The sequence below is a fragment of the Rhizobium sp. NZLR11 genome (genome assembly GCF_019685115.1).
Classification (GTDB): Bacteria; Pseudomonadota; Alphaproteobacteria; order Rhizobiales; family Rhizobiaceae; genus Rhizobium.
The window spans coordinates 334590-356898 of record NZ_JABDWD010000003.1 but is presented as its reverse complement, the minus strand read 5'-3'; the positions used below and the strand labels follow the sequence as shown (position 1 = coordinate 356898).

At 60.6% G+C, this 22309-nt stretch carries 23 protein-coding genes, 3 tRNA genes, 2 pseudogenes and 1 riboswitch; of the genes and pseudogenes, 7 read left to right on the top strand and 21 right to left on the bottom strand.

Annotation, left to right across the window (positions count from 1 at the left end; translation table 11 throughout):
- Positions 1-205: 205 nt before the first annotated feature.
- The 12 genes and pseudogenes from HJB83_RS08025 to HJB83_RS07970 all read right to left on the bottom strand — a co-directional run bounded on the left by HJB83_RS08025 (position 206) and on the right by HJB83_RS07970 (position 7552).
- Complete coding sequence (locus HJB83_RS08025; RefSeq protein WP_221131540.1) at positions 206-904, bottom strand: 5' DNA nuclease; 699 nt, start codon at positions 902-904, stop codon at positions 206-208.
- A gap of 2 nt (positions 905-906) precedes the next feature.
- Complete coding sequence (gene nuoF, locus HJB83_RS08020) at positions 907-2211, bottom strand: NADH-quinone oxidoreductase subunit NuoF (RefSeq protein WP_003573907.1); 1305 nt, start codon at positions 2209-2211, stop codon at positions 907-909.
- 11 nt (positions 2212-2222) lie between these two features.
- On the bottom strand, positions 2223-3392 hold the full coding sequence (locus tag HJB83_RS08015) for an NADH-quinone oxidoreductase subunit E (protein ID WP_221131539.1): 1170 nt from the start codon (positions 3390-3392) through the stop codon (positions 2223-2225).
- Between the two features lie 16 nt (positions 3393-3408).
- Positions 3409-3681, bottom strand: a complete 273-nt coding sequence (locus tag HJB83_RS08010) for a hypothetical protein (RefSeq protein WP_221131538.1) — start codon at positions 3679-3681, stop codon at positions 3409-3411.
- Positions 3681-4871: an NADH-quinone oxidoreductase subunit D gene (locus tag HJB83_RS08005; protein ID WP_207583787.1), complete on the bottom strand. Its 1191-nt coding sequence runs from the start codon at positions 4869-4871 to the stop codon at positions 3681-3683. The genes HJB83_RS08010 and HJB83_RS08005 overlap by 1 nt, the downstream gene beginning before the upstream one ends.
- Before the next feature lie 148 nt (positions 4872-5019).
- Positions 5020-5139: pseudogene (locus HJB83_RS34045) on the bottom strand (four helix bundle protein); the annotation flags it as partial.
- Between the two features lie 55 nt (positions 5140-5194).
- Positions 5195-5797, bottom strand: coding sequence for an NADH-quinone oxidoreductase subunit C (locus HJB83_RS07995; RefSeq protein WP_207583786.1), 603 nt, complete (start codon positions 5795-5797; stop codon positions 5195-5197).
- Between the two features lie 18 nt (positions 5798-5815).
- A complete protein-coding gene (locus HJB83_RS07990; RefSeq protein WP_003578567.1) occupies positions 5816-6400 on the bottom strand; it encodes an NADH-quinone oxidoreductase subunit B family protein in 585 nt (194 codons plus the stop codon).
- Positions 6391-6756 carry an NADH-quinone oxidoreductase subunit A gene (locus HJB83_RS07985; RefSeq protein ID WP_007626195.1) on the bottom strand — a complete coding sequence of 122 codons (366 nt, stop codon included), beginning with the start codon at positions 6754-6756 and terminating at the stop codon, positions 6391-6393. The genes HJB83_RS07990 and HJB83_RS07985 overlap by 10 nt, the downstream gene beginning before the upstream one ends.
- A gap of 247 nt (positions 6757-7003) precedes the next feature.
- Positions 7004-7080 (bottom strand) — tRNA-Asp (locus HJB83_RS07980).
- A gap of 83 nt (positions 7081-7163) precedes the next feature.
- Positions 7164-7240 (bottom strand) — tRNA-Asp (locus HJB83_RS07975).
- A 93-nt stretch (positions 7241-7333) separates the two neighbouring features.
- Positions 7334-7552, bottom strand: coding sequence for a hypothetical protein (locus tag HJB83_RS07970; RefSeq protein ID WP_221115192.1), 219 nt, complete (start codon positions 7550-7552; stop codon positions 7334-7336).
- Positions 7553-7642: 90 nt separating this feature from the next.
- Here HJB83_RS07970 and HJB83_RS07965 point away from each other — a divergent pair.
- Together HJB83_RS07965 and HJB83_RS34580 are read left to right on the top strand one after the other, a co-directional pair.
- Positions 7643-7718, top strand: a tRNA-Val gene (locus HJB83_RS07965).
- A gap of 294 nt (positions 7719-8012) precedes the next feature.
- The gene (locus HJB83_RS34580) at positions 8013-8225 is read left to right on the top strand and encodes a hypothetical protein (RefSeq protein ID WP_311043797.1); all 213 of its coding nucleotides are present in this window, start codon (positions 8013-8015) and stop codon (positions 8223-8225) included.
- Positions 8226-8530: 305 nt separating this feature from the next.
- Here the strand turns inward: HJB83_RS34580 and HJB83_RS07960 are convergent, their stop codons facing one another.
- On the bottom strand, positions 8531-9079 hold the full coding sequence (locus tag HJB83_RS07960) for a glutathione peroxidase (protein WP_209885433.1): 549 nt from the start codon (positions 9077-9079) through the stop codon (positions 8531-8533).
- A 192-nt stretch (positions 9080-9271) separates the two neighbouring features.
- Entirely contained in the window at positions 9272-9631 is a 360-nt protein-coding gene (locus tag HJB83_RS07955) for a hypothetical protein (protein WP_221115193.1), read from the bottom strand.
- 162 nt (positions 9632-9793) lie between these two features.
- On the opposite strand from HJB83_RS07955, the gene HJB83_RS07950 reads away from it, so the two are divergent.
- Complete coding sequence (locus tag HJB83_RS07950; protein ID WP_221131537.1) at positions 9794-10399, top strand: class I SAM-dependent methyltransferase; 606 nt, start codon at positions 9794-9796, stop codon at positions 10397-10399.
- 1 nt (position 10400) lies between these two features.
- Here the strand turns inward: HJB83_RS07950 and HJB83_RS07945 are convergent, their stop codons facing one another.
- Entirely contained in the window at positions 10401-10823 is a 423-nt protein-coding gene (locus tag HJB83_RS07945) for a cupin domain-containing protein (protein ID WP_221131536.1), read from the bottom strand.
- A 228-nt stretch (positions 10824-11051) separates the two neighbouring features.
- Between HJB83_RS07945 and HJB83_RS07940 the strand changes: the two genes are divergently transcribed.
- Positions 11052-12038 carry an aldo/keto reductase gene (locus tag HJB83_RS07940; protein ID WP_221131535.1) on the top strand — a complete coding sequence of 329 codons (987 nt, stop codon included), beginning with the start codon at positions 11052-11054 and terminating at the stop codon, positions 12036-12038.
- A gap of 210 nt (positions 12039-12248) precedes the next feature.
- Here the strand turns inward: HJB83_RS07940 and HJB83_RS07935 are convergent, their stop codons facing one another.
- The 5 genes from HJB83_RS07935 to clpP all read right to left on the bottom strand — a co-directional run bounded on the left by HJB83_RS07935 (position 12249) and on the right by clpP (position 19044).
- Complete coding sequence (locus tag HJB83_RS07935) at positions 12249-13148, bottom strand: DMT family transporter (protein WP_221131534.1); 900 nt, start codon at positions 13146-13148, stop codon at positions 12249-12251.
- 91 nt (positions 13149-13239) lie between these two features.
- Positions 13240-13394, bottom strand: a riboswitch (FMN riboswitch).
- A gap of 137 nt (positions 13395-13531) precedes the next feature.
- The gene (gene hupB / locus HJB83_RS07930) at positions 13532-13807 is read right to left on the bottom strand and encodes a DNA-binding protein HupB (RefSeq protein ID WP_003573937.1); all 276 of its coding nucleotides are present in this window, start codon (positions 13805-13807) and stop codon (positions 13532-13534) included.
- A 205-nt stretch (positions 13808-14012) separates the two neighbouring features.
- Complete coding sequence (gene lon, locus HJB83_RS07925; RefSeq protein ID WP_221115196.1) at positions 14013-16430, bottom strand: endopeptidase La; 2418 nt, start codon at positions 16428-16430, stop codon at positions 14013-14015.
- Positions 16431-16834: 404 nt separating this feature from the next.
- Positions 16835-18112, bottom strand: coding sequence for an ATP-dependent Clp protease ATP-binding subunit ClpX (gene clpX / locus HJB83_RS07920; protein WP_007626206.1), 1278 nt, complete (start codon positions 18110-18112; stop codon positions 16835-16837).
- Positions 18113-18414: 302 nt separating this feature from the next.
- The gene (gene clpP, locus HJB83_RS07915; protein ID WP_007626207.1) at positions 18415-19044 is read right to left on the bottom strand and encodes an ATP-dependent Clp endopeptidase proteolytic subunit ClpP; all 630 of its coding nucleotides are present in this window, start codon (positions 19042-19044) and stop codon (positions 18415-18417) included.
- Between the two features lie 223 nt (positions 19045-19267).
- Between clpP and HJB83_RS07910 the strand changes: the two genes are divergently transcribed.
- The 3 genes from HJB83_RS07910 (at position 19268) to HJB83_RS07900 (ending at position 22096) form a co-directional block, all read left to right on the top strand.
- On the top strand, positions 19268-19423 hold the full coding sequence (locus HJB83_RS07910; protein ID WP_207583778.1) for a hypothetical protein: 156 nt from the start codon (positions 19268-19270) through the stop codon (positions 19421-19423).
- A gap of 25 nt (positions 19424-19448) precedes the next feature.
- A complete protein-coding gene (locus tag HJB83_RS07905) occupies positions 19449-20702 on the top strand; it encodes a GGDEF domain-containing protein (RefSeq protein ID WP_207583777.1) in 1254 nt (417 codons plus the stop codon).
- A 149-nt stretch (positions 20703-20851) separates the two neighbouring features.
- Entirely contained in the window at positions 20852-22096 is a 1245-nt protein-coding gene (locus HJB83_RS07900; RefSeq protein ID WP_221131533.1) for a cytochrome P450, read from the top strand.
- A gap of 16 nt (positions 22097-22112) precedes the next feature.
- On the opposite strand, the pseudogene HJB83_RS07895 reads toward HJB83_RS07900, so the two are convergent.
- Positions 22113-22289: pseudogene (locus HJB83_RS07895) on the bottom strand (phosphate ABC transporter ATP-binding protein); the annotation flags it as partial.
- Between the last annotated feature and the right edge of the window lie 20 nt (positions 22290-22309).

Genomic DNA, 22309 nt, shown 5'->3' with positions numbered 1-22309 from the left:
CCCGTTTGCCTGATGACGGCAAACAAACCTATTTTTGCAACACTCTCATTGCCAAGCCGGATCTTTCGTCCTGCCGACATTTGATGTCGCCCAAATTCTCTGTCGCGCGTTCCAGGTCCGGAACCCGCACCGGCATCTGCGGCGTGGGGCCCCCGCCCGTCCGCCGATCTGCCCATATTTCCGGCCGATTGCACGGCCGGACAGTTCATTTCCTTCGGCGCGCCCGCCCTGCCAGAACTTTTGCCTGGCCGATCCAGTCGTCACGGTCGATGCGGCCGTTGACGCCAAGCTCGGCGTCGAGCCGGGCGATGTCCTCGGTGCTCCAGGCAGCAATCTCGGCGAAGCTGCGAATGCCCCTGTCGTTCAGCACCTGCTCCAGCTTCGGGCCGATGCCGGCGATCAGCTTCAGATCGTCGACCTTTTTCGCCCGCTGGGCCGGTTTTGCCTTCACAGCCGGCTGGCTGGCAGGGACCGGTTCGCTGACCGGTGTTACAACAGTCAGTTTCGGCCTTGTCTTCTTCTCGACATCAGGCTTGGTCTCCGCCGCCGGCTTGTTCGCGGCCACCGGCTTGACCACAGCCTTGACCTCAGGGCGGATATTCTCCGGCCGGATATCGACGGCGGGCATCGGCTCGTCCGGCGGCGTATCATCGAGCGCTGCCGCGACCTTGCCGGTCGTTTCCAGCGCGCTCTGGAAGGCGCCGAAAAAGGCGCCCGCCATCTGGGTCGAGAGACCGAAGCCGATCGCTGTTGCGGCGGCAAAGGCTGCGGCGGGATGCGCCATCAGCGGATGCATCGGCATTGCCCGCGCATTTTCCAGCATCTCGGCGGCAAGACGGCCGAAGCCGGCCGCGAAATCGGCGGCGCCTTCCTTCTTTCCACTCTTCGATGCGTTGTCCGCCATGATTATTCAGCCGCCTCCAGAACCGCGCCGTGATCAAGGGCGCTTGCCGTATACTGGTCGATGCGCTTTTCGATCTCGGGACGGAAGTTACGGATCAGACCCTGCACCGGCCATGCGGCGGCGTCGCCGAGCGCGCAGATGGTGTGGCCTTCGATCTGCTTGGTCACCTGGAACAGCATGTCGATCTCGCGCTTCTGGGCATTGCCCTTGGCCATGCGCTCCATCACCCGCCACATCCAGCCGGTGCCTTCGCGGCAAGGCGTGCACTGGCCGCAGCTCTCGTGTTTGAAGAAGGCGGAGATACGGGCGATCGCCTTGATCACGTCGGTGGATTTGTCCATGACGATCGCGGCGGCTGTGCCGAAGGAGGAGCCGACGCCGCGCAGGCCGTCGAAATCCATCGGGCAGTCGATGATGTCCTTGGCCGGAACGATCGGGCAGGATGCTCCGCCCGGAATGACGGCGAGCAGATTGTCCCAGCCGCCGCGGATGCCGCCGGCATGGCGGTCGACCAGTTCGCGGAAGGTGATGCCCATTTCCTCTTCGACCGTGCACGGCTTGTTGACGTGGCCGGAGAGCATGAACAGCTTGGTGCCGACATTGTTCGGACGGCCGATGGCCGAGAACCAGCCGGCACCGCGGCGCAGGATCGTCGGCGCAACGGCGATCGATTCGACGTTGTTGACCGTCGTCGGGCAACCGTAAAGGCCCATATTGGCCGGGAAAGGCGGCTTCAGGCGCGGCTGGCCCTTCTTGCCCTCGAGGCTTTCGAGGAGGGCTGTTTCCTCGCCGCAGATATAGGCGCCGGCGCCGTGATGGACGTAGATGTCCATGTCCCAGCCGAGCTTGTTGTTCTTGCCGAGCAGGCCATAATCATAACATTCGTCGATCGCCGCCTGCAGCGCTTCGCGCTCGCGGATATATTCGCCGCGCACATAGATGTAGGCCGCATTTGCGCCCATGGCGAAGCTGGCGATGACGCAGCCTTCGATCAGCGTATGCGGATCGTGACGCATGATGTCGCGGTCTTTGCAGGTACCGGGCTCCGATTCGTCGGCATTGACGACGAGGTAGTGCGGGCGACCGTCGCTTTCCTTCGGCATGAAGGACCATTTGAGACCCGTGGGGAATCCGGCGCCGCCGCGGCCGCGAAGGCCGGACGCCTTCATCTCGTTGATGATCCAATCGCGGCCCTTTTCGAGTATCTGCTTGGTGCCGTCCCAGTGGCCGCGGCTCATCGCGCCCTTCAGGGACTTGTCCTTGAGGCCGTAGATGTTGGTAAAGATGCGGTCTTTATCTTGTAACATGCTTCACCTCTTTACCGCGGCTTCTTGCCGAAGACCTTGATATATTCCGCTTCGCCGCCCTTGGCGAGCGCCTTGGCCTGCTTGACCCAGTCGTCACGCTCGATGCGGCCGCGGAAGTTCAGGTAGCCGTCGACCCATTCGCGCTCGGCCTTCTTCCAGCCCGCGACCTGCGAGAAGGTGAAGATGCCGATCTCGTTCAACGTCGCCTCGATCTTCGGGCCGACGCCCGAGATCATCTTCAGATCATCCGATGCGGCGGGCTTTTCGCTGCCGGCCGGACGGTTCTTGTCGGTGAGCGCTGGCTTTGCCGCCGGGGCGGCTTCGGCCTTGACGGCGGGTGCCGGCGCCGGTTCGGCAGCCGCGGTGCCGGAAACCGGCTGCTGCTCGGCTGCCTTGGCATTCCTGGCAGCCGCCTTCGGCGCCGTTGCCGGCGTCTTCAGCGCGGCATTGGTCTCGGCATCGGTGCTCTTCGGGCGGGCGGCCTCGGAGGGCGGGATCGGAGCGGCGTCGACGACCGGAGCCGACACGCTTTCGGCATCGGCCTTCTTGGCGCGCGTCCTTGTCTTCGGCTCTGCCGTCGTCAGCGAGGTCAAGCCGCCTTCCGGCGCCGAAAATACCCGGTCGATCTGGGTGCCCGGCTTAATGCTCGCGCCATTGCCGGCGGCAAAGGTATCGATGATCTCTTCGAGGCGCGCCGGCGTCAGGTCTTCATAGGTGTCCTTGCCGATCATCACCATGGGGGCGTTGACGCAGGCGCCAAGACATTCGACCTCTTCCCAGGACAGTGTTCCCTCGGCATTGCGCTCGAAGGCATGGGCGTGGATCTTGCTCTTGCAGACCGACATCAGCGCTTCCGAGCCGCGTAGCATGCAGGGCGTCGTGCCGCAGACCTGGACGTGGGCGCGGGTGCCGACGGGATGCAGCTGGAACTGCGTATAGAAGGTCGCGACCTCGAGCACGCGGATATAGGCCATGTCGAGCATGTCGGCGATCTTTTCGATCGCCGCGCGCGTGACCCAGCCATCCTGCTCCTGCGCCCGCATCAACAGCGGGATGACCGCCGATTGCTGGCGGCCGGCGGGGTATTTCTGGATCGTCTTGTCCGCCCAGACCGCATTTTCATCGCTGAAAGCGAATGCGGCAGGCTGAAATTGATCTTCGGCTAATCGACGAACGGACATTCTTCCTCACGCCTTGTCAGTTTAGGGTTCCACACCGCGAAGCGGTCAAAGACTGCATTTCGCAGGCATAGGCCGACTGGTCTTTCTGCATAAACACTACGAATTTGCCGCCATTCGAAATGGCAGCCTTGATCTGATAGCCCTTGGACAAAAGATCGCCCATGGACGTTTGCGCCGCCGGCGGCGTCACTTCCTTACGACCCAGCGGCGTGCCGAGCGTATCGGTCTCCTGGGCCGAAACCCCGGATGCCGCAAGAAGAAGGGCGACGGCAAGCGGCAGACGCTGCATCAGCGGTCCACCTCGCCGAAGACGATGTCGAGCGAGCCGAGCACGGCCGCGACGTCGGCAAGCTGGTGGCCGCGGCACATGAAGTCCATCGCCTGCAGATGCGCATAACCCGGAGCGCGGATCTTGCAGCGATACGGCTTGTTGGAGCCGTCGGAGACGAGATAGACGCCGAACTCGCCCTTCGGCGCCTCGACGGCGGCGTAAACCTCGCCGGCCGGCACATGGTAGCCTTCGGTATAGAGCTTGAAGTGGTGGATCAGCGCTTCCATCGAGCGCTTCATCTCACCGCGCTTCGGCGGCACGACCTTGCCGTCGATCGACGAGAAAGGACCGGTCTTGGCATCCGACAGCAGGCGATTGACGCACTGCTTCATGATGCGGACCGATTCGCGCATCTCGATCATGCGGATCAGGTAGCGGTCATAATTATCGCCGTTCTTGCCAATCGGAATGTCGAATTCGAGATCGGAATAACATTCGTAAGGCTGGGCGCGACGCAGGTCCCAGGCAGCGCCCGAACCGCGCACCATGACGCCGGAGAAGCCCCAGGCCCAGCAATCCTCCAGCGAGACGACGCCGATATCGACGTTGCGCTGCTTGAAGATGCGGTTGCCGGTCAACAGATTGTCGATGTCGTCGAGCGCCTTCAGGAACGGGTCGCACCAGTCGCCGATATCCTGGACGAGCTGTTCCGGCAGGTCCTGATGAACGCCGCCCGGACGGATATATGCGGCATGCATGCGCGAGCCACTGGCGCGCTCATAAAACACCATCAGCTTTTCACGCTCTTCGAAGCCCCAGAGCGGCGGCGTCAGCGCGCCGACGTCCATGGCCTGCGTCGTGACGTTCAGCAGATGCGAGAGGATACGGCCGATTTCCGAATAGAGGACGCGAATCAGCTGGCCGCGGATCGGGATGTCGATGCCGAGCAGTTTTTCCACAGCCATCGCATAGGCATGTTCCTGGTTCATCGGCGCGACGTAATCGAGCCGATCGAAATAGGGCAAGGCCTGAAGATAGGTCTTGGTCTCGATCAGCTTCTCGGTGCCGCGGTGCAGCAGGCCGATATGCGGATCAACCCGCTCCACAATTTCGCCGTCAAGCTCCAGGACAAGACGAAGAACGCCATGCGCCGCCGGATGCTGCGGTCCGAAATTGATGTTGAAGTTGCGGACGTTATGTTCGGTCATGGCGATTAACTCGCTTAGAGTGAGTAGTGATTAGTGAGTAGTAGTTAGTTTTCATCCGCTCACTATTCGTCAGCTTTCCTGTGCTGAACGCTTCGGATAAGCGATCCCAGCATCTTTCCAATTTCGTCGCATCGGTCGAGCAATTCGTTCTAATCTGGCTGGTCATTCCATAGATCTCTTCCCGCGGGAAGGTTCTCGTCACCTCATAACAAACAACAGATCGCTCGATAGCAAATTGCCAGACTTTCAAATCACGATAGGAGCTGATTTTCCCGTTCGTCACCCAAATATCTGCCCACTACTCACTACCGACTAATCACCACTCACTGCTTGGCCTTCTCATCCCCAGGCAGCACGTATTCAGTACCTTCCCAGGGCGACATGAAGTCGAAGTTGCGGAATTCCTGCTTCAGTTCGACCGGCTCGTAAACGACGCGCTTTGCCGCATCGTCATAACGAACCTCGACGAAGCCGGTGGTCGGGAAGTCCTTGCGCAGCGGGTGGCCTTCGAAGCCGTAGTCGGTCAGGATGCGGCGCAGGTCCGGATGGCCGGTGAAGAGCACGCCGTACATGTCCCAAGTTTCGCGCTCGAACCAGTCGGCGCCGGGATGGACGCCGCAGGCCGAGGGAACCGGCGTATCTTCGTCGGTTGCCACCTTGACGCGGATGCGCAGGTTCTGCTTCGGCGACAGCAGGTGATAGACGACGTCGAAACGCAGCTCGCGCTGCGGCCAGTCGACACCGCAAATATCGATCAGGTTGACGAAACCGCATTTGGCGTCGTCACGCAGGAAGGTCAAAAGCGGGATCAGGTTTTCACCCGTTGCGGTCAGCGTCAGCTCGCCATACTTCATCTGCGATGCGGCGATCAGGTTACCGCGCGCTTCGCCAAGGTAGGACGCAAGCTCAGTCAGGGCTTCACTCATATGCCTTGTCCTTAACCCTTAGCGTTCGATCGTGCCGGTGCGCCGGATCTTCTTCTGCAGCAGAAGCACGCCGTAAAGCAGCGCCTCTGCCGTGGGGGGACAGCCCGGCACGTAGATGTCGATCGGCACGATGCGGTCGCAGCCGCGCACCACCGAGTAGGAATAGTGATAATAACCGCCGCCATTGGCGCAGGAGCCCATCGAGATGACGTAGCGCGGCTCGGGCATCTGGTCGTAAACTTTGCGCAGCGCCGGCGCCATCTTGTTGGTCAGCGTGCCGGCAACGATCATCACGTCGGACTGGCGTGGCGAAGCGCGCGGCGCAAAACCGAAGCGCTCGACGTCATAACGCGGCATCGACAGCTGCATCATTTCGACGGCGCAGCAGGCAAGGCCGAAGGTCATCCACATCAGCGAGCCGGTACGGGCCCAGTTGATCAGCTCGTCGGTCGAGGTGACGAGGAAACCCTTATCGGCAAGCTCATTGTTGATCTCGCCGAAAAATGCGTCGTTGCTGCCGATCGGCTTGCCGGTCGAGGGATCGATGATCCCTTTCGGCTGCTGGGCAACGAGCGGCTGATTGCTCACAGGGGCTACTCCCATTCCAGGGCTCCCTTCTTCCATTCATAGATAAAGCCGATGGTCAGCACGAAGAGAAAGACCATCATGGACCAGAAGCCGAACCAGCCGATGGCGCCGAAGGAAACGGCCCAGGGGAAGAGGAAAGCGACTTCAAGATCGAAGATGATGAAGAGGATCGACACGAGGTAGAAGCGAATGTCGAATTTCATACGGGCATCGTCGAACGCGTTGAAGCCGCATTCGTAAGCCGAGAGCTTTTCCGAATCAGGCGCTTTGAAAGCCACGGCGAACGGCGCAATAAGCAGCGCCAGGCCGATAACAAGCGCGATAGCGATGAAGATAGCGATCGGAATATAGGAACTGAGCAGTTCAGTCATCATGTTCATCCCTGCTTGCCGGAGGCGCCAGACGGCACATTTGGGCAAATGCCCGGCAAGCGAACGTGCGTTGCAACAAGCCGTGGTTAGCGCAGCCGAAGCCCCGGCGCAAGAGATTTACAGAGGCAATTCGACGCGTGGCGCGCGGACATTATCAAGCAGATGCAACGATGTCGCGACAAATCCGCCCAAGCCGTGTGAAGCTGCATGTCTGACCACTGGAAACTGCATGGCTTGGTGAAGAAAATGGCGCGAGTGACGGGGCTCGAACCCGCGACCTCCGGCGTGACAGGCCGGCACTCTAACCGACTGAGCTACACCCGCGCATTAATCGGCCATTTGCGGCCGCGAGGATGAAGAAAACCGGACAAACGACAAATCGCTTTGCGTTTTTACAAGACTTGAAATGGCGCGAGTGACGGGGCTCGAACCCGCGACCTCCGGCGTGACAGGCCGGCACTCTAACCAACTGAGCTACACCCGCAATTCATTTCAAGCAGTCCGGATGCCTTCGCACCCTTACCAAAACGGCTGCCCGTTTCGATGAGCGGCTAACTACGGGGTTCGCCATTTAGTGTCAAGCAGGTTTGGAGACAAAACCATGACAGCCGTTGAATTGTTTTGGCAAGGCCGCGCGGAATGAAGGAAAAGCCGTCAATTCCGTTTCCCGCTGCAGCACCGAGGCCGGATCGAAGCCGCCGGCACAGTCGAAGCCGACATGCCCCCTCCCCTTTATCCACAGCCTTGCCGCGCCCACCTGCCCCGCAAGGGACAGGAGCGCTGTCAAAAAAATCAAAAAATCTTCACAAACACTCTTGCGGTTTTGCCGCGATCCGCATAGATCACGGCCACCAACGCGGCAGGCCCATCCGGCTTCGTTTGCGATGGGCGATTAGCTCAGTTGGTAGAGCGCCTCGTTTACACCGAGGATGTCGGGAGTTCGAGTCTCTCATCGCCCACCATTTATTCTTCCCCTAAAGTGTCAAATAGCTGGTGTGATGTTGAGGCTTCGATGGCAGACGCCCGCATGGCTTTGTCACCTATTTGGAATTCTAATCGGCCACTGATCCAGTGGAAGCGCCCAGCAGGGCCAGATGCGGCGCGCCGTCTAAAGCCAACGCTCCACCAAAACGGACTACTCCCGGCCGCTGCAGCCACCTCCTATTGGGCGAATGGATGGGGGCCGGCAAAAGTGGGAGAATTCGTCGCCCGGAAAATCTCCGCGCTTGAAGGCTTACGACGCCTAGAGGTGTGCCATGAGGACTCTCTGCTCCGCATTGACGTTGTGCATCGCAATCGCCCTTAGCACGCCAAGCGCCAGATACGTCAGCCTGCCCGGATACGCATTCAAGACGAATCCGGCATGCGAGCGCCACGAACCGAAGACGCGATTCGACAGAAGGTGCGACTGGCCGAGAGTGGGCTTCAAGGACTTTACGCCCCCGCTTGTGACCGTGCTTGGGATCTGAAGATCCTGCTCAGCCTCTTTGCGAATCATCGCGGTCCAGACGCGCTTGGTAGCCCGAGGGGATCCATGCTCTTTGACTGCGACAGAGTCTCTGATCGTGGTCGAACGCCTTTGCTCTGAACTCCCCACCAGACTCTATATAGCACTTCGGAATCCCGAAATTGGTTGCGGGATTGAAATCATTGCATGTTTTTTTCTGTCGGCACCTCGCGAAGCGCCGCGGATTTCGGAATCCCGAAGCGGGGAATTTCGGGATTCCGAAGTGGCGTTCTAGAATCGTGACAGTCGAGGCTCATCGCCCACCATTCACCCCTTCGCCAGTTCTTTATCCACCGCCGAAACCAGCCGCGAATCATCCGCCGTCACATCCGGCGCGAAGCGGGCGGCGACTTTGCCGTCGCGGCCGATCAGGAATTTTTCGAAGTTCCAAAGAATGTCATCCTCGTCGCCACCTGACATGCCGTGGGATTTCAGCCGTTCACGCATCGGGCCCTCGCCTGTCGTCTTCACGCCAGACTTCGTCAGTTGCCGGTAGAGCGGATGCTGGGCTTCGCCCTTGACCGAGATCTTCGAGAAGATCGGGAAGGTGACGTCGTAGGTACTGGTGCAGAAATCGAGGATCTCGGCATCGGTGCCGGGCTCCTGACCCTTGAAGTCGTTGGCGGGGAAAGCGGCGATGACGAAGCCGCGTTCGCGCTTTTCGCCATAGAGCTTTTCGAGCCCCTCATATTGAACCGTCAGCCCGCATTTCGAGGCGACATTGACGACCAGGAGCACGCGACCCTTGTATTCGTTGAGCGCGGTTTCACGACCATCCACTGTTTTCACAGGAATATCCAACACGTTCGCCGTCACGGGAACCTCCAATTTTGTGGGAACATATTCGCCAAACTTAGCGATATCGCCGCCGTTGTCATCAGCGTCGGAATCAATTCCGCGTCAGCAGCGGTTCCGGGATAACGACATGCATCAAAACGAAGAGCTAAAGCGCCGCGTGAATCAGTTCGACGCGATGCGCTTTAGCGGCCTGTGCCGGGATGAGACCTCTCAGGCGGGGGATGTTTCCTTCACGTCGTCGAGCAGGAAGTGCACAATGATATAATCCGTCTTGAAATGGCGGCCGCTGTCCGACACGGATTCGACGCTGCCGCCGTCCTTCGGGTGCCAGGTGTGGTAATGCGGGTTGGTGGTGATCAGCGTGATGGCCTTGCCTTCTAGGGCTTCCTCACCAAGCCGGAAGCGCATCTCGGCAAACGGCCAGATCCGTTCGTAATCCTCCATGCTGATGCGTGCCTTCAGCGCCTTGCGGTGCAGCGGTGCTTCGCCGGCCTCGGCCGGTGATTCTAACATCACCTCCTCGGCCCCGTTAACGATGGCGTTGAACTCTTCAGGCCACATGCGTCTCATGAAATCGCTCCTCCCGAGCTCTCGTCAGTCCACATGTGAAACTTAGCGATTTGTTCGAAAGAAGCAAATTCCCGTCATGTGGTTGTCATCGGCGTCGGCTGCTCCTACGTTCGCCGCAAACCACATCAGGGCCGTCAGACGCCCGTAATCCCGAGATCAGAGATGAAGACACGTGAAGACAGGCAAGCGCTCCGGGCGAGCATGCCGCGCACTCCGCTCAGCGCCCATCATATGGAAAACGCCAGTCTGCTGCCGGATCGTGGCGAGTTGCTCTACCGAATCCCGAACGGCGGCATCGGCGTCGAAGTGGGAGCGGCCTTCGGCGAATATACGGCGGAGATCCTGGAAAAGAATCGCCCGGCGCAGCTCTACCTCATCGATCCCTGGTCGATGGATCGCTACAGCTCCGGCCTCGACGCAATCCACACGACGTTTTCGGCCGAGATCGAGGCCGGCAGGCTGCATCTGATGCAGGGCACATCGCTCGACAAGCTCGCCGAGTTCGAAGACGATTTCCTCGACTGGGCCTATATCGATACCGACCATTCCTTCGAGCTCACCTGGCAGGAACTGCTGCTTTGCGACAAGAAGGTGAAGCGGACGGGGCGGATTGCCGGGCATGATTTCTGCACCGGCAATACCGTCAAGCCGATCGTCTATGGCGTCGTCGAGGCGGTCACCAAATTCTGCAAGGATTACCGCTGGCAATTCGAGTTCCTGACGGTCGAATCACACGCGCATTTTTCCTATTGCCTGAAGCGGCTGTGATTTAGCTCATGCCGGAATATTGCGCGTCGGTGACCTGCTCCAACCAGTCGACGTGCTTGCCGTCCAGCGCCTCGTGAATGGCGATGTGCGTCATCGCCGTGTCCGCGGCAGCACCGTGCCAATGTTTTTCGCCCGGCGAAAACCAGACCGTGTCGCCGGCGCGGATCTCGCTGATCTCACCGCCCCAGCTCTGGACCAGGCCCCTGCCAGAGGTCACGATCAGCGTCTGGCCGAGCGGATGCGTATGCCAAGCGGTGCGGGCGCCGGGTTCGAAGGTGACCGAGGTTGCCCGCATCCGGGCCGGTTCGGGCGTCTCCATCAGCGGATCCTGGCGGACGGCGCCGGTGAAATAATCGGCCGGCGGCTTCATCGACGGGCGAGAGCCGGCAGGTTTGATCTCCATGATCTTTCCTTTTCCATTCATTGCGGTTGAAGCCTTGTCGCGGAACGATATTTCATCGAGGCAACCAATCAAGGCCGGATCGACAATTGCCGCATAGTTGTCCGCCTGATAGGCCGATATCTTTCATCCCTTGAAGCGCGTTGCATTGAACTTGTTTCATGCGACGCGCCTCAGGTCTTTGTTTTTATGCGTGTCGTTATTCCGGAACCGCTACGCACTTCCGGGCGACAGGTATCAGGAGGATTTTTCATGAAACACCATGCTTTCGGCCGCACGCCCTTCACCGTCACCAATGTCGGCTTCGGCGCCTGGCAGATCGGCGGCTCCTGGGGCGATATCAGCGAGGTGGATGGACGCGCGGCGCTTAACGCCGCACTCGATGCCGGCATGACCTTCATCGATACGGCTGACGTCTATGGCGACGGCCGCTCGGAAAAAATCATCGCCGACGTGCTGAAGGCGCGCGGCGGCCAGCGCCCGATAGTCGCCACCAAGGCCGGCCGCCGGCTCAACCCGCATTTCGCCGAAGGTTATACCAAAGCGAACCTCGAAGGCTTCATCGACCGCAGCCGTGAGAATCTTGCCGTCGACAGCCTCGACCTCCTGCAGCTGCACTGCCCGCCGCGCGAGGTGTTTTACCAGCCGGAGGTCTTCGAGAACTTGAACGCGCTGCAGACGGCCGGCAAGATCAAGGGTTACGGCGTCAGCGTCGAAAAGGTCGAAGACGGGCTGAAGGCGATCGAATATCCTGGCGTCGTCAGCATCCAGATCATCTACAATATCTTCCGCCAGCGTCCCGACCACCTGTTCTTCCAGGAAGCGCGCCGCAGGAACGTGGCGATCATTGCCCGCGTGCCGCTGGCCAGCGGCCTTCTCTCCGGCAAGATCACCCGGGACACCCAATTTGCCAGCGACGACCATCGCAATTTCAACCGCAACGGCGAAGCCTTCGATGTCGGCGAGACTTTTGCCGGCGTGCCCTTCGAGGTCGGCCTGCAAGCGGTGGAAGAGGTGCGCAAGCTGGTGCCTCAGGGCGCCACCATGGCGGCCTTTGCGCTGCGCTGGATCCTGATGGCTGAAGCCGTCACCGTCGTCATCCCCGGCGCCCGCAATGCCGAACAGGCCAAAACCAATGCGGCCGCAGCCGATCTGGCGCCCCTTACGGCCGGTGTCATGGCGGCAACACGCGAGATCTACACGCGGCTGATCGCGCCGCATGTGCATCAGCGCTGGTAGGGTTGGAGCGTCGCTATTTTGTCAGGGCTGCGGCAGGTCGAGTCAGGCCCTCATCCGGCTGCCGCCACCGGCCGGGGTCGAGCCACGGGTTTCGGCCCGTCCCTCGTAAACGAGACGAAGGGGATGTGCCGCAACCACTCGGTTCCCTGCCCACATCTAGCATGGCACCTCCCCTTTTCCCCGTTTTCCGGGGGAGAAGGTTAGGGTACCTCAGGCGGGTTTCCGCTCTTTGCGCATCTCGTTTCGCATGATGAAGAGTGAGGCGGAAAGGATGAGCACTGCGCCTAGCCAGAGGTAGCCGGCCGGCGCATAACCGAAGAACAGCCAGCCGGCCAGCACATTCAGCGGCAGCTTCAGATCGTCGAAAGGTTGAATGTAGGCGGCATCCGCTGCGGCATAGGCAAGCGTCAGGAAATACTGCGCTGCGGCGGTCAGCAGCCCCGCCAGCAGGAACAAGGCAAGTGTTGCACCCGTCGGCACTGCAAAGCCTGCCGCAAGCGCCAGCCCTCCGTTTATCGGCGTCAGCAGAACGAGCAGCCAGACGGTGATCGTCTCCGGTCGTTCGATGCCCGTCAGGCTCTTGGTGATCAGCGACGAGGCGCCCCAGAGCAGTGCCGAAAGCACCGGCAAGAGTGCTGCCCAGCCAAAGCCGTCCGACCATGGCTGCAGGATGATCATCGCGCCGGTGAAACCGGCTGCGGTCGCCGCCCAGCGGGCCGGACCGACGCGCTCACCCAGGAAGAGCCGGGCGCCGAGAATGATGAAGAACGGCGAGGTCATCACCAGCGCGATCGCCTGCCAGATCGGCACCGCGGCAAGGCCGGCGACCCAGGCCTCGACCCCGAGCGCGGCAAGCACGACGCGCGCCAGGTGACGCCAGGGATAGTGCGTGCGCATCGCCGCCAGGCCGAGCCTGCGCAGGAACGGCAGCGAAAACAGGAAGGCGAAGCCATATTGCCAGAAGGCTGCCGAGGCCGAGGGAAAGGCAAGCTTCATCGTCAGCCATTGGGTGACGACGTTGAGAAGCGAAAAGGCGATGCCGGCAAGGACCATCCAGAGTGCACCGACAATGGCGCGGGACGGCTCGACCGCAAGAGAATTCTGACTCATGTCTTTCATCCAAAACCAGGGACCAACATAAATCAGGACGCATGAGCCACGAACAGGCGACGCAGGACACCCCGCCCTTCGCACGGCCGACACTCATTCTCTTCCATCCGGACTTTAACCGTCGGCTCCGGATTCGCACCGGATCTGCTGACCCTCCCCCAGCATTGGCGCGGAAGGCGGCGCTCGCGGGCTCAGGCCGAAACCCATACCGCCGGTGGGGAGTTTCACCCCGCCCTGAGAACAGAAATGTCGTAGATCAAAGCCCGCATGGCGGCAAGCCACGAAAGCAAGGGCCCAGCAAAGCAAAAGGGGTCCGGCAAAGCCGAACCCCTTTCCAAATCCTGCACAGCCGGTCTCGTTTACGGCTGGCGGATAATCTCAGATCAGCCGTTGACGGCGTCCTTCAGGCCCTTGCCGGGCGTGAACTTCGGCACGTTGCGAGCCGGAATGTCTACCTCAGCGCCCGTCGACGGGTTGCGGCCCTTCGATGCGGCACGATGAGAAACGGTGAAGCTGCCGAACCCTGCAAGGCGGATGTCGCCCTTGTTCTTGAGTTCACCCTGGACAACGTCGAAAACCGCGTCAACAGCGGAAGCCGCGTCAGACTTCGTCAGTCCTGCCTTTTCGGCGACTGCGGACACGAGTTCATTCTTGTTCATGTTTCCACCCCTTTCTAAATGGTACGAAACGACTCAATATAAGCTAGGCGCCGAATAGGTATCATCAGGCCCGCCGGGAACCCAAAAGCCCTGCAAATCAAGGAAAAGCAAGCGTCTACATGACGTTTTCACAAAAAAGGCTGGCGTTTTCGCCAGCCTTTTTCCGAGTTTTCAGCCAATGGGGCATAAATGTGGCCGAGGCCACTCAATGCGCTATGGTTGCGCCCGTCTCGTCGAGGCCTTCGACCGATGCGATGACCGGCGTTTCCACCGTGCCGTCCCATTCGATCGGCTCCGGCCGCCGGATCAGCGCATGCTTGATCACCTCGCCCATGCGGGATACCGGGATGATCTCCATGCTGTTCTTCACGTTATCCGGAATCTCCGCCAGATCCTTGGCGTTCTCCTCCGGAATCAGCACCTTCTTGATGCCGCCGCGAAGGGCTGCGAGCAGCTTTTCCTTGAGACCGCCGATCGGCAGAATACGACCGCGAAGGGTGATCTCACCGGTCATGGCCACGTGCCTGTTCACCGGGATACCGGTCATGATCGAGACGATCGCGGTCGCCATGGCGACGCCGGCCGAGGGGCCATCCTTCGGCGTCGCGCCTTCCGGCACGTGTACGTGGATGTCGCTCTTGTCGAAGCGCGGTGGCTCGATGCCGAAATCGACAGCGCGCGAGCGGACATAGGAGGCCGCCGCCGAGATCGATTCCTTCATGACTTCCTTCAGATTGCCGGTGACCGTCATGCGGCCCTTGCCCGGCATCATCACGCCTTCGATGGTCAGCAACTCGCCGCCGACCTCCGTCCAGGCAAGACCTGTGACAACGCCGACCTGATCCTCGCCCTCGGCTTCGCCGTGGCGGAAGCGCGGGACGCCCAGATAGTCGGAGATGTTGGCAGCCGTCACATGCACGGACTTCGTCTTGCCCTTGATGATCTCGGTGACCGCCTTGCGGGCAAGCTTCATCAGTTCGCGCTCGAAGTTGCGGACGCCGGCTTCACGGGTGTAGTGCTGGCTGATGGACATCAGGGCGTCGTCGTTGACCGAGAATTCTTCCGGCTGCAACGCATGTTCCTTGATGGCCTTCGGCAGCAGATGCCGCTTGGCGATCTCGCGCTTTTCATCTTCGGTGTAGCCGGCGATACGGATGATCTCCATGCGGTCCATCAGCGGCGCCGGGATGTTCAGCGTATTCGCCGTCGTAATGAACATCACATCCGACAGGTCGTATTCGACCTCAAGATAATGGTCCATGAAGGTCGAGTTCTGTGCCGGATCGAGTACCTCGAGCAGGGCCGAAGACGGATCGCCGCGATAGTCCTGGCCGAGCTTGTCGATCTCGTCGAGCAGGAAGAGCGGGTTGGACTTCTTCGCCTTCTTCATCGACTGGATGACCTTGCCGGGCATCGAGCCGATATAGGTGCGGCGGTGACCGCGGATTTCGGCTTCGTCGCGAACGCCGCCAAGCGCCATGCGGACATACTCACGGCCGGTCGCCTTGGCGATCGACTGGGCGAGCGAGGTCTTGCCGACACCCGGAGGGCCAACGAGGCAGAGAATCGGGCCCTTGATCTTGGTGGCGCGAGCCTGCACGGCCAGATATTCGACAATGCGCTCCTTGACCTTGTCGAGACCGAAGTGATCGGCTTCGAGGATCTTCTCGGCATTGTTGAGATCGGCCTTGATCTTCGACTTCTTGCCCCACGGAATGCCGAGCAGCCAGTCCAGATAATTGCGCACGACGGTGGCTTCGGCCGACATCGGGCTCATCTGGCGCAGCTTCTTCAGCTCCGCATCGGCCTTTTCACGGGCCTCCTTGGACAGCTTGGTCTTGGAGATACGCTCTTCCAGCTCGCTCATCTCGTCGCGGCCTTCCTCGCCGTCGCCGAGTTCCTTCTGGATCGCCTTCATCTGTTCGTTCAGGTAGTATTCGCGCTGGGTCTTCTCCATCTGGCGCTTGACACGCGAACGGATGCGCTTTTCGACCTGCAGGACCGAAATCTCGCCTTCCATGAAGCCGAGGGCCTTTTCGAGGCGAGCCTTGACGCTGGTGGTTTCCAGCATCTCCTGCTTCTCGGTGATCTTGATCGACAGATGCGAGGCGACCGTATCGGCGAGCTTGGAATAGTCGTCGATCTGGCTGGCGGCGCCGACCACTTCGGGCGAAATCTTCTTGTTGAGCTTCACATAGCTCTCGAATTCGGAGACGACCGAACGCGACAAGGCTTCCAGTTCGACCGGATCGTCGTGCGGCTCCTCGAGCACATGGCCGAGCGCCTCATAGAAATCCTCGCGGCTGGTATATGTGTCGATCTCCGCGCGGGCGCGGCCTTCGACCAGAACCTTGACGGTGCCGTCGGGCAGCTTCAACAGCTGCAACACGTTCGCCACGGTGCCGACCTTGTGGATCGCGGAGGGATCCGGATCGTCGTCGCTGGCGTTGATCTGCGTCACAAGCATGATCTGCTTATCGGAACCCATGACCTCTTCGAGCGCACGGATCGACTTTTCCCGTCCGACGAACAGCGGCACGATCATATGCGGGAAAACCACGATGTCGCGCAGGGGCAGAACAGGGTAGGCAGTACTGCTCGCTACAGACGTTTTCTTCGTCATTTTAAGTCCTTTCCATCGTCCCGTTACCGGGCTCTCTGCGCGGCCGCTTGGGACCGGCCGGCACTCTCACTTGGCTCTACAAGTGGAGGTTCTGACTACGCTTTTCAAGCCACGCTAACGCCCGCGTTCCCCGGATGTGACAGCTTCATTACAACGGAACGCCAACACTATGAAGCGCGTGGCTGGACCGGCGCTTACCACTTCCGACCCGGCTAAAATACAAACGCCAGCAATAGGCTTACGGAATCACGGCATCATTGCCAAGCACTCTCCCTTGCGCAACATCGGCAAAGGCAATTCCGGTTCCCACCGGCAAAATACTAACAGTGCCTCGGATGGTTTTTCAAATAGAAAGGGGCCCGCCGATGGCAAGCCCCCAAAATAATCGTGCGAAAGCGCAAAGGTTACGCCGAAGCGTTGGCCTTTTCTTCCTGACGATCGGCATAGATGTATAGCGGACGGGCCGAACCGCGAACCACTTCCTCGGAGATGACGACCTCGCGCACGCCTTCGAGCGTCGGCAGTTCGAACATCGTGTCGAGCAGGATCTTCTCCATGATCGAGCGAAGGCCGCGGGCGCCGGTCTTGCGGACGATCGCCTTGCGGGCTGTTTCGCGCAGAGCATCCTCGTGGAAGGTCAGTTCCACGTCTTCCATCTCGAACAGGCGCTGATATTGCTTGATCAGCGCGTTCTTCGGCTCGGACAGGATCTGGATCAGCGCATCTTCATCGAGGTCTTCGAGGGTCGCCAGAACCGGCAAACGCCCGATGAACTCGGGGATGAGGCCGAACTTGACCAAGTCTTCCGGCTCCAGTTCGCGCAGGACTTCGCCGACACGGCGATCGTCCTGGGCCTTGACGGTAGCGCCGAAGCCAATCGAGGTCTTCTCGCCGCGGGCGGAGATGATCTTATCGAGGCCGGCGAAGGCGCCGCCGCAGATGAACAGGATGTTGGTCGTGTCGACCTGCAGGAATTCCTGCTGCGGGTGCTTGCGGCCGCCCTGCGGCGGAACGGAAGCGACCGTGCCTTCCATGATCTTCAGCAGCGCCTGCTGCACGCCCTCACCCGAGACGTCGCGTGTGATCGACGGGTTGTCGGACTTGCGCGAAATTTTGTCGACTTCGTCGATGTAGACGATGCCCCGCTGCGCACGCTCGACATTGTAGTCGGCCGATTGCAGCAGCTTCAGGATGATGTTTTCGACATCCTCACCGACATAGCCGGCCTCGGTCAGCGTCGTCGCATCGGCCATGGTGAAGGGAACGTCGATGATGCGGGCGAGCGTCTGGGCAAGATAGGTCTTGCCGCAGCCGGTCGGGCCGACGAGCATGATGTTCGATTTCGCCAGCTCGACTTCGCCGTTCTTCGAGGCGTGCGCCAGGCGCTTGTAATGGTTGTGAACGGCGACCGACAGGATTTTCTTCGCCTGCCGCTGGCCGATGACATATTCGTCGAGGACCTTGATGATGTCCTGGGGCGTCGGAACGCCGTCGCGGGACTTGACCATCGAGGACTTGTTCTCCTCGCGGATGATGTCCATGCACAATTCGACGCATTCATCGCAGATGAAGACGGTCGGTCCGGCAATCAGTTTCCGGACTTCGTGCTGGCTCTTTCCGCAGAACGAACAATAGAGTGTGTTCTTGGAGTCGCCGCCGTTGCTGCCGCTGACCTTGCTCATTTCACTTTCCTTCCAGCACGCCGCATTTCAAGGCGAAATCGCGGTCCACTCTATCAGCTCCTGGCGGCACTCCGTTTCCGGAGCCTTTGCCGAGAAGGGCTTCAGGGGCTACGAACCAGGCCCAACAAATCATGTCCGGCTCCCGGCGGCAACGAATCCCCTTCGAATGCCGAATGCTATGTCATAAAAATTCAACATAGCATTAATAGTTACTATTAGCGTCTTCGTCGCCTGTTGAAAGCCCTTGTTCAATCACAAATGGGATAGAACTGTGGCGACGAAAACACCATCCCTATTAATTACTAGGCCTGTTCGCCTTCCATTTCGATGCGCGAGGTCAGAACCTTGTCGATCACGCCCCAAGTCTGGGCCTCGTCGGCATCCATGAAATGGTCACGATCGAGCGTCTTTTCAACTTCCTCGTAGGTGCGGCCGGTGTGCTTGACATAGACCTCGTTCAGGCGGCGCTTCATCTTGAGGATGTCGCGGGCGTGGCGCTCGATGTCCGAAGCCTGTCCCTGGAAGCCGCCCGAGGGCTGATGCACCATGATGCGGGAATTCGGCGTGGCGAAGCGCATATCTTTGTGGCCGGCAGCCAGCAGCAGCGAGCCCATGGATGCGGCCTGGCCGATGCAGAGCGTCGAAACCGCGGGCTTGATGAACTGCATCGTGTCGTAGATCGCCATGCCGGCGGTGACGACGCCGCCGGGCGAATTGATGTAGAGGGCGATTTCCTTCTTCGGGTTTTCGGCCTCGAGGAAGAGAAGCTGGGCGCAGACGAGCGTCGCCATATGGTCTTCGACGGCACCCGTCAGGAAGATGATGCGTTCCTTCAACAGGCGGGAATAGATGTCGTAGGAGCGTTCACCGCGGTTGGTCTGTTCCACGACCATCGGCACGAGGGCCATTGCGGTATCGACTGGGTTTCTCATGTGCGTCCTTTGTCAACGTCTCGCCGGCCGGCGCCGGGAATCAAAGAAAATGTCTATCCCTACATAGAGTGTCACTGCCCTCCTCTTCAAGACACGCATGAGGATAACGTTAAGATGGCGGGGCAAGGCGGCTCTAGCTGGCAGCCTCTTTCCCCCAAACGCCTGTTAACGGCGAGGCCCTGGCAGCATCGCCCCCGGCTTTTCTCTACGACAGGATGAAGGAATGCTTACTTCATTCGAGAGCGCTTATAAGCGTTTACCCGACAGAAAGCCTACCGGCAGATATCAGCGCAAAAGCGTGCTGCGGCGCAACAGCATTAAGGAAGTGGCGAGCTTCATCGGCAAGGATAAAGGCCAACAAATAGCGGCCGACAGATAAGGCCGAAGGGCAAGGGGTTGCTGCCGTGTTCAATATTGCTACAGGTCTCGCCATCTGGTGTTCGGAGGCGATGACGCTCGCTTTGGTGCTGTTCGTCGCCTGGCGCCACAATGTCAGAAACGAGGCCTACCTCTATTGGGGCATCGGCTTTCTGCTGACCGGCATCGGCTTTGCGATGATCGCGCTGCGCGGCCAAGTGCCCAGCCTGTTGTCCATAGAGATCGGCAATGCCATTGCGCTGCTCGGCCAGAGCGCCTGGGTGGCGGGTTTTCTGGCGCTGGACCGCAAACGGATCGAATGGTGGGCGCTGCTGCCGCCGGCGATCTGGCTCGCCGGGGTCTTTCTGCCCTGGGTCAACAGCGACTATTCAAACCGGGTGGTGCTCTATAATCTCGCGTCGGCGACGGGTGCGACGGCGCTTGCCCTTGCGGTCGCCGCCGGCGACATGCGCCGCGAGCGTACCCGCGTCAAGCTGATGGGTGTGTTCGTCATCCAGGGCTGCCTGTGCTTCGGCTCGGCGGTGACGATGGCGCTAACGCTGCCGAGCGATGTCGAGGCGACCAATCTCGGCGGCGCCTCCGCCATGGCAAGCGCCTTCCTGCTGACCATCGCCTTCGCGTTCACCTGCCGGCTGATCATGGAGCGCTCCGAACGGCACCTGCGCGCCCTCACCCTGACCGATTCGCTGACGGGCGTGCTCAACCGCCGCGGCCTGCTCGGTTATTTCAACGCCATCCAGGAAAAAGCTCATGACGACCAGCGCCAGGTCGCAGTGATACTCTTCGATCTCGACCATTTCAAGCGCGTCAACGACCGTTTCGGCCACCAGTCCGGCGATGCCGTGCTGACCGAATTCGCGCGAATGGCCCGCCAGTATATTCCGAACCACATCTTCGGCCGTATGGGCGGCGAAGAATTCGCAGCCTTCGCCGCGGTCACCGACCAGACCGAGGCCGAAGCGATCGCCGAAGCGATCCGCACCGAATTCTGCCGTCTTCCCGTCAGCACCGGCGAAGCAATCGTTCCCGTCACCGTCAGCATCGGCATCGCGCTTGCTTCCTCGGTCGAAGCCAATATCGACAAGCTGATCTCGGCCGCCGACCGGGCGCTCTACGCGGCAAAGGGCGCAGGCCGCAACTGCACCGTCACCTTCGGAGAAGCCGAGGCAGCAGCGCCGGCGCCGGCCGCGCCGAGCAACACCGCCGGCGAACTCGTGCCGACGGTCGACGACCAGATCGAGGCCCTGCGGCGCATGGGCACGCTGTCGCGGGCCGGCTAGCGGTAACGGTGAAAACCGGAATCAATCCTCGGGGTTAGACTTAGATTTTAAAGTGATTGACGCGCCCGGCCGGGCGCGCATCGCTTCCGGGCGGCTCGCCCTCACCCCGCACCTTTCCGAGGCCGAGCAAATCCGCTAAGCCTTCGGGCATGATGATACCGCCCTTTCTCTCGATCGATCCGGCCCGCCGCCATGTGTCGCTGGACGCCCGCAACCCGGCCTTCTACAGCAATCCGAATGCCGTCTATGCCGCACTTCATGCGCATTGTCCGACGTTCTACTGGAGCGAGCAGAAGCAGTGGTTCTTCACCGGCTACGACCATGTGAACGGTTTGCTGCGCGATCGCCGCTTCGGCCGGCAGATCCTGCATATCGCCAGCCGCGAGGAGCTCGGGCTTGCCGAGCCGATGCCGCATCTTGCCAGTTTCGATCTCTCGGAACGCTATTCCCTGCTCGAACTCGAACCGCCGGAGCACACACGGCTGCGCACGCTGGTCAACCGCGCCTTCGTCTCCCGCCATGTCGAGAAGATGAAACCAGAGCTTACCGATTTGGCCAACCGGCTGATCGACGGCTTCGCGGAAAAGGGTGAGGTCGAGCTGCTCTCTGCCTTTGCCGACATCATACCGGTGACGATGATCGCCCGGATGATCGGCATTCCCGAGGAAATGGGGCCGCAGCTGCTTGCCTGGTCGCACGCCTACGTCCGCATGTACATGTTCGGCCGCACGCGCGAGCAAGAAGACGAGGCCGAACGGGCGGCGAAGGAATTTTCCGACTATGTCCGGACGGTGATCGCAGAGCGCCGCGCCGAGCCACGCGACGACCTGCTCACCCACATGATCCATACCGAGCACAAGGGTCAGTATCTGACCGAGGAGGAGCTGGTCTCGACGACGATCGTGCTGCTCAATGCCGGGCACGAGGCGACTGTGCACCAGATCGGCAATTCGGTGCGCATCATCCTCGAGAGCGGCTCAGATCCGGCGGAAATCTTCCGCGACGAGGCGACGACCGAGCGCACCGTCGAGGAAACCCTGCGCACCTGCGCGCCGGTCCACATCTTCCAGCGCTGGGCCCTGGAGCCTGCGGAAATCGACGGCGTCTCCTTCCAGCGCGGCGACAAGGTCAGCCTCATCCTCGCCGCCGCCAATCTCGACCCGGCGAAGTTCACCGATCCGCTGGCCTTCCGGCCCGACCGCAGCGAGGCGGCGAACCTCTCCTTCGGCGCCGGCATCCATTTCTGCATCGGCGCGCCGCTGGCGCGGCTGGAGCTCAACGTCGTGCTCCCGATCCTGTTCGCAAGGCTTGCCGGTCTCAAGCTGGCGAAGACGCCTGAAGTCAAGGACGTCTACCATTTCCACGGGCTGGACCGGCTGGATTTGTGGTGGTGATCCATAGCCTCGCAGATCAGCCGTAACGGCCGGTGATGTAGTCTTCGGTGCGCTTGACCTTCGGCGACTGGAAAATCTCAGCGGTCGGGCCGTATTCGATCAGCTCGCCAAGATACATGAAGGCGGTATTGTCGGAGATGCGGCTTGCCTGCTGCATGTTGTGGGTGACGATGACGATGGTGAACTCGCCCTCAGGCGGGCGACCCATCGATC

Coding starts and splice junctions, on each gene's coding strand:
- HJB83_RS07910 (WP_207583778.1), top strand. CDS start 19,268: ATGCTTACTTCATTCGAGAGCGCTTATAAGCGTTTACCCGACAGAAAG.
- HJB83_RS07985 (WP_007626195.1), bottom strand. CDS start 6,756: ATGACTGAACTGCTCAGTTCCTATATTCCGATCGCTATCTTCATCGCT.
- lon (WP_221115196.1), bottom strand. CDS start 16,430: ATGACGAAGAAAACGTCTGTAGCGAGCAGTACTGCCTACCCTGTTCTG.
- HJB83_RS07995 (WP_207583786.1), bottom strand. CDS start 5,797: ATGAGTGAAGCCCTGACTGAGCTTGCGTCCTACCTTGGCGAAGCGCGC.
- HJB83_RS08025 (WP_221131540.1), bottom strand. CDS start 904: ATGGCGGACAACGCATCGAAGAGTGGAAAGAAGGAAGGCGCCGCCGAT.
- HJB83_RS34580 (WP_311043797.1), top strand. CDS start 8,013: ATGAGGACTCTCTGCTCCGCATTGACGTTGTGCATCGCAATCGCCCTT.
- clpP (WP_007626207.1), bottom strand. CDS start 19,044: ATGAGAAACCCAGTCGATACCGCAATGGCCCTCGTGCCGATGGTCGTG.
- HJB83_RS08005 (WP_207583787.1), bottom strand. CDS start 4,871: ATGACCGAACATAACGTCCGCAACTTCAACATCAATTTCGGACCGCAG.
- HJB83_RS07900 (WP_221131533.1), top strand. CDS start 20,852: ATGATGATACCGCCCTTTCTCTCGATCGATCCGGCCCGCCGCCATGTG.
- nuoF (WP_003573907.1), bottom strand. CDS start 2,211: ATGTTACAAGATAAAGACCGCATCTTTACCAACATCTACGGCCTCAAG.
- HJB83_RS08010 (WP_221131538.1), bottom strand. CDS start 3,681: ATGCAGCGTCTGCCGCTTGCCGTCGCCCTTCTTCTTGCGGCATCCGGG.
- clpX (WP_007626206.1), bottom strand. CDS start 18,112: ATGAGCAAGGTCAGCGGCAGCAACGGCGGCGACTCCAAGAACACACTC.
- HJB83_RS07955 (WP_221115193.1), bottom strand. CDS start 9,631: ATGAGACGCATGTGGCCTGAAGAGTTCAACGCCATCGTTAACGGGGCC.
- HJB83_RS07990 (WP_003578567.1), bottom strand. CDS start 6,400: ATGGGAGTAGCCCCTGTGAGCAATCAGCCGCTCGTTGCCCAGCAGCCG.
- HJB83_RS07935 (WP_221131534.1), bottom strand. CDS start 13,148: ATGAGTCAGAATTCTCTTGCGGTCGAGCCGTCCCGCGCCATTGTCGGT.
- HJB83_RS07950 (WP_221131537.1), top strand. CDS start 9,794: ATGAAGACACGTGAAGACAGGCAAGCGCTCCGGGCGAGCATGCCGCGC.
- hupB (WP_003573937.1), bottom strand. CDS start 13,807: ATGAACAAGAATGAACTCGTGTCCGCAGTCGCCGAAAAGGCAGGACTG.
- HJB83_RS07945 (WP_221131536.1), bottom strand. CDS start 10,823: ATGAATGGAAAAGGAAAGATCATGGAGATCAAACCTGCCGGCTCTCGC.
- HJB83_RS08015 (WP_221131539.1), bottom strand. CDS start 3,392: ATGTCCGTTCGTCGATTAGCCGAAGATCAATTTCAGCCTGCCGCATTC.
- HJB83_RS07940 (WP_221131535.1), top strand. CDS start 11,052: ATGAAACACCATGCTTTCGGCCGCACGCCCTTCACCGTCACCAATGTC.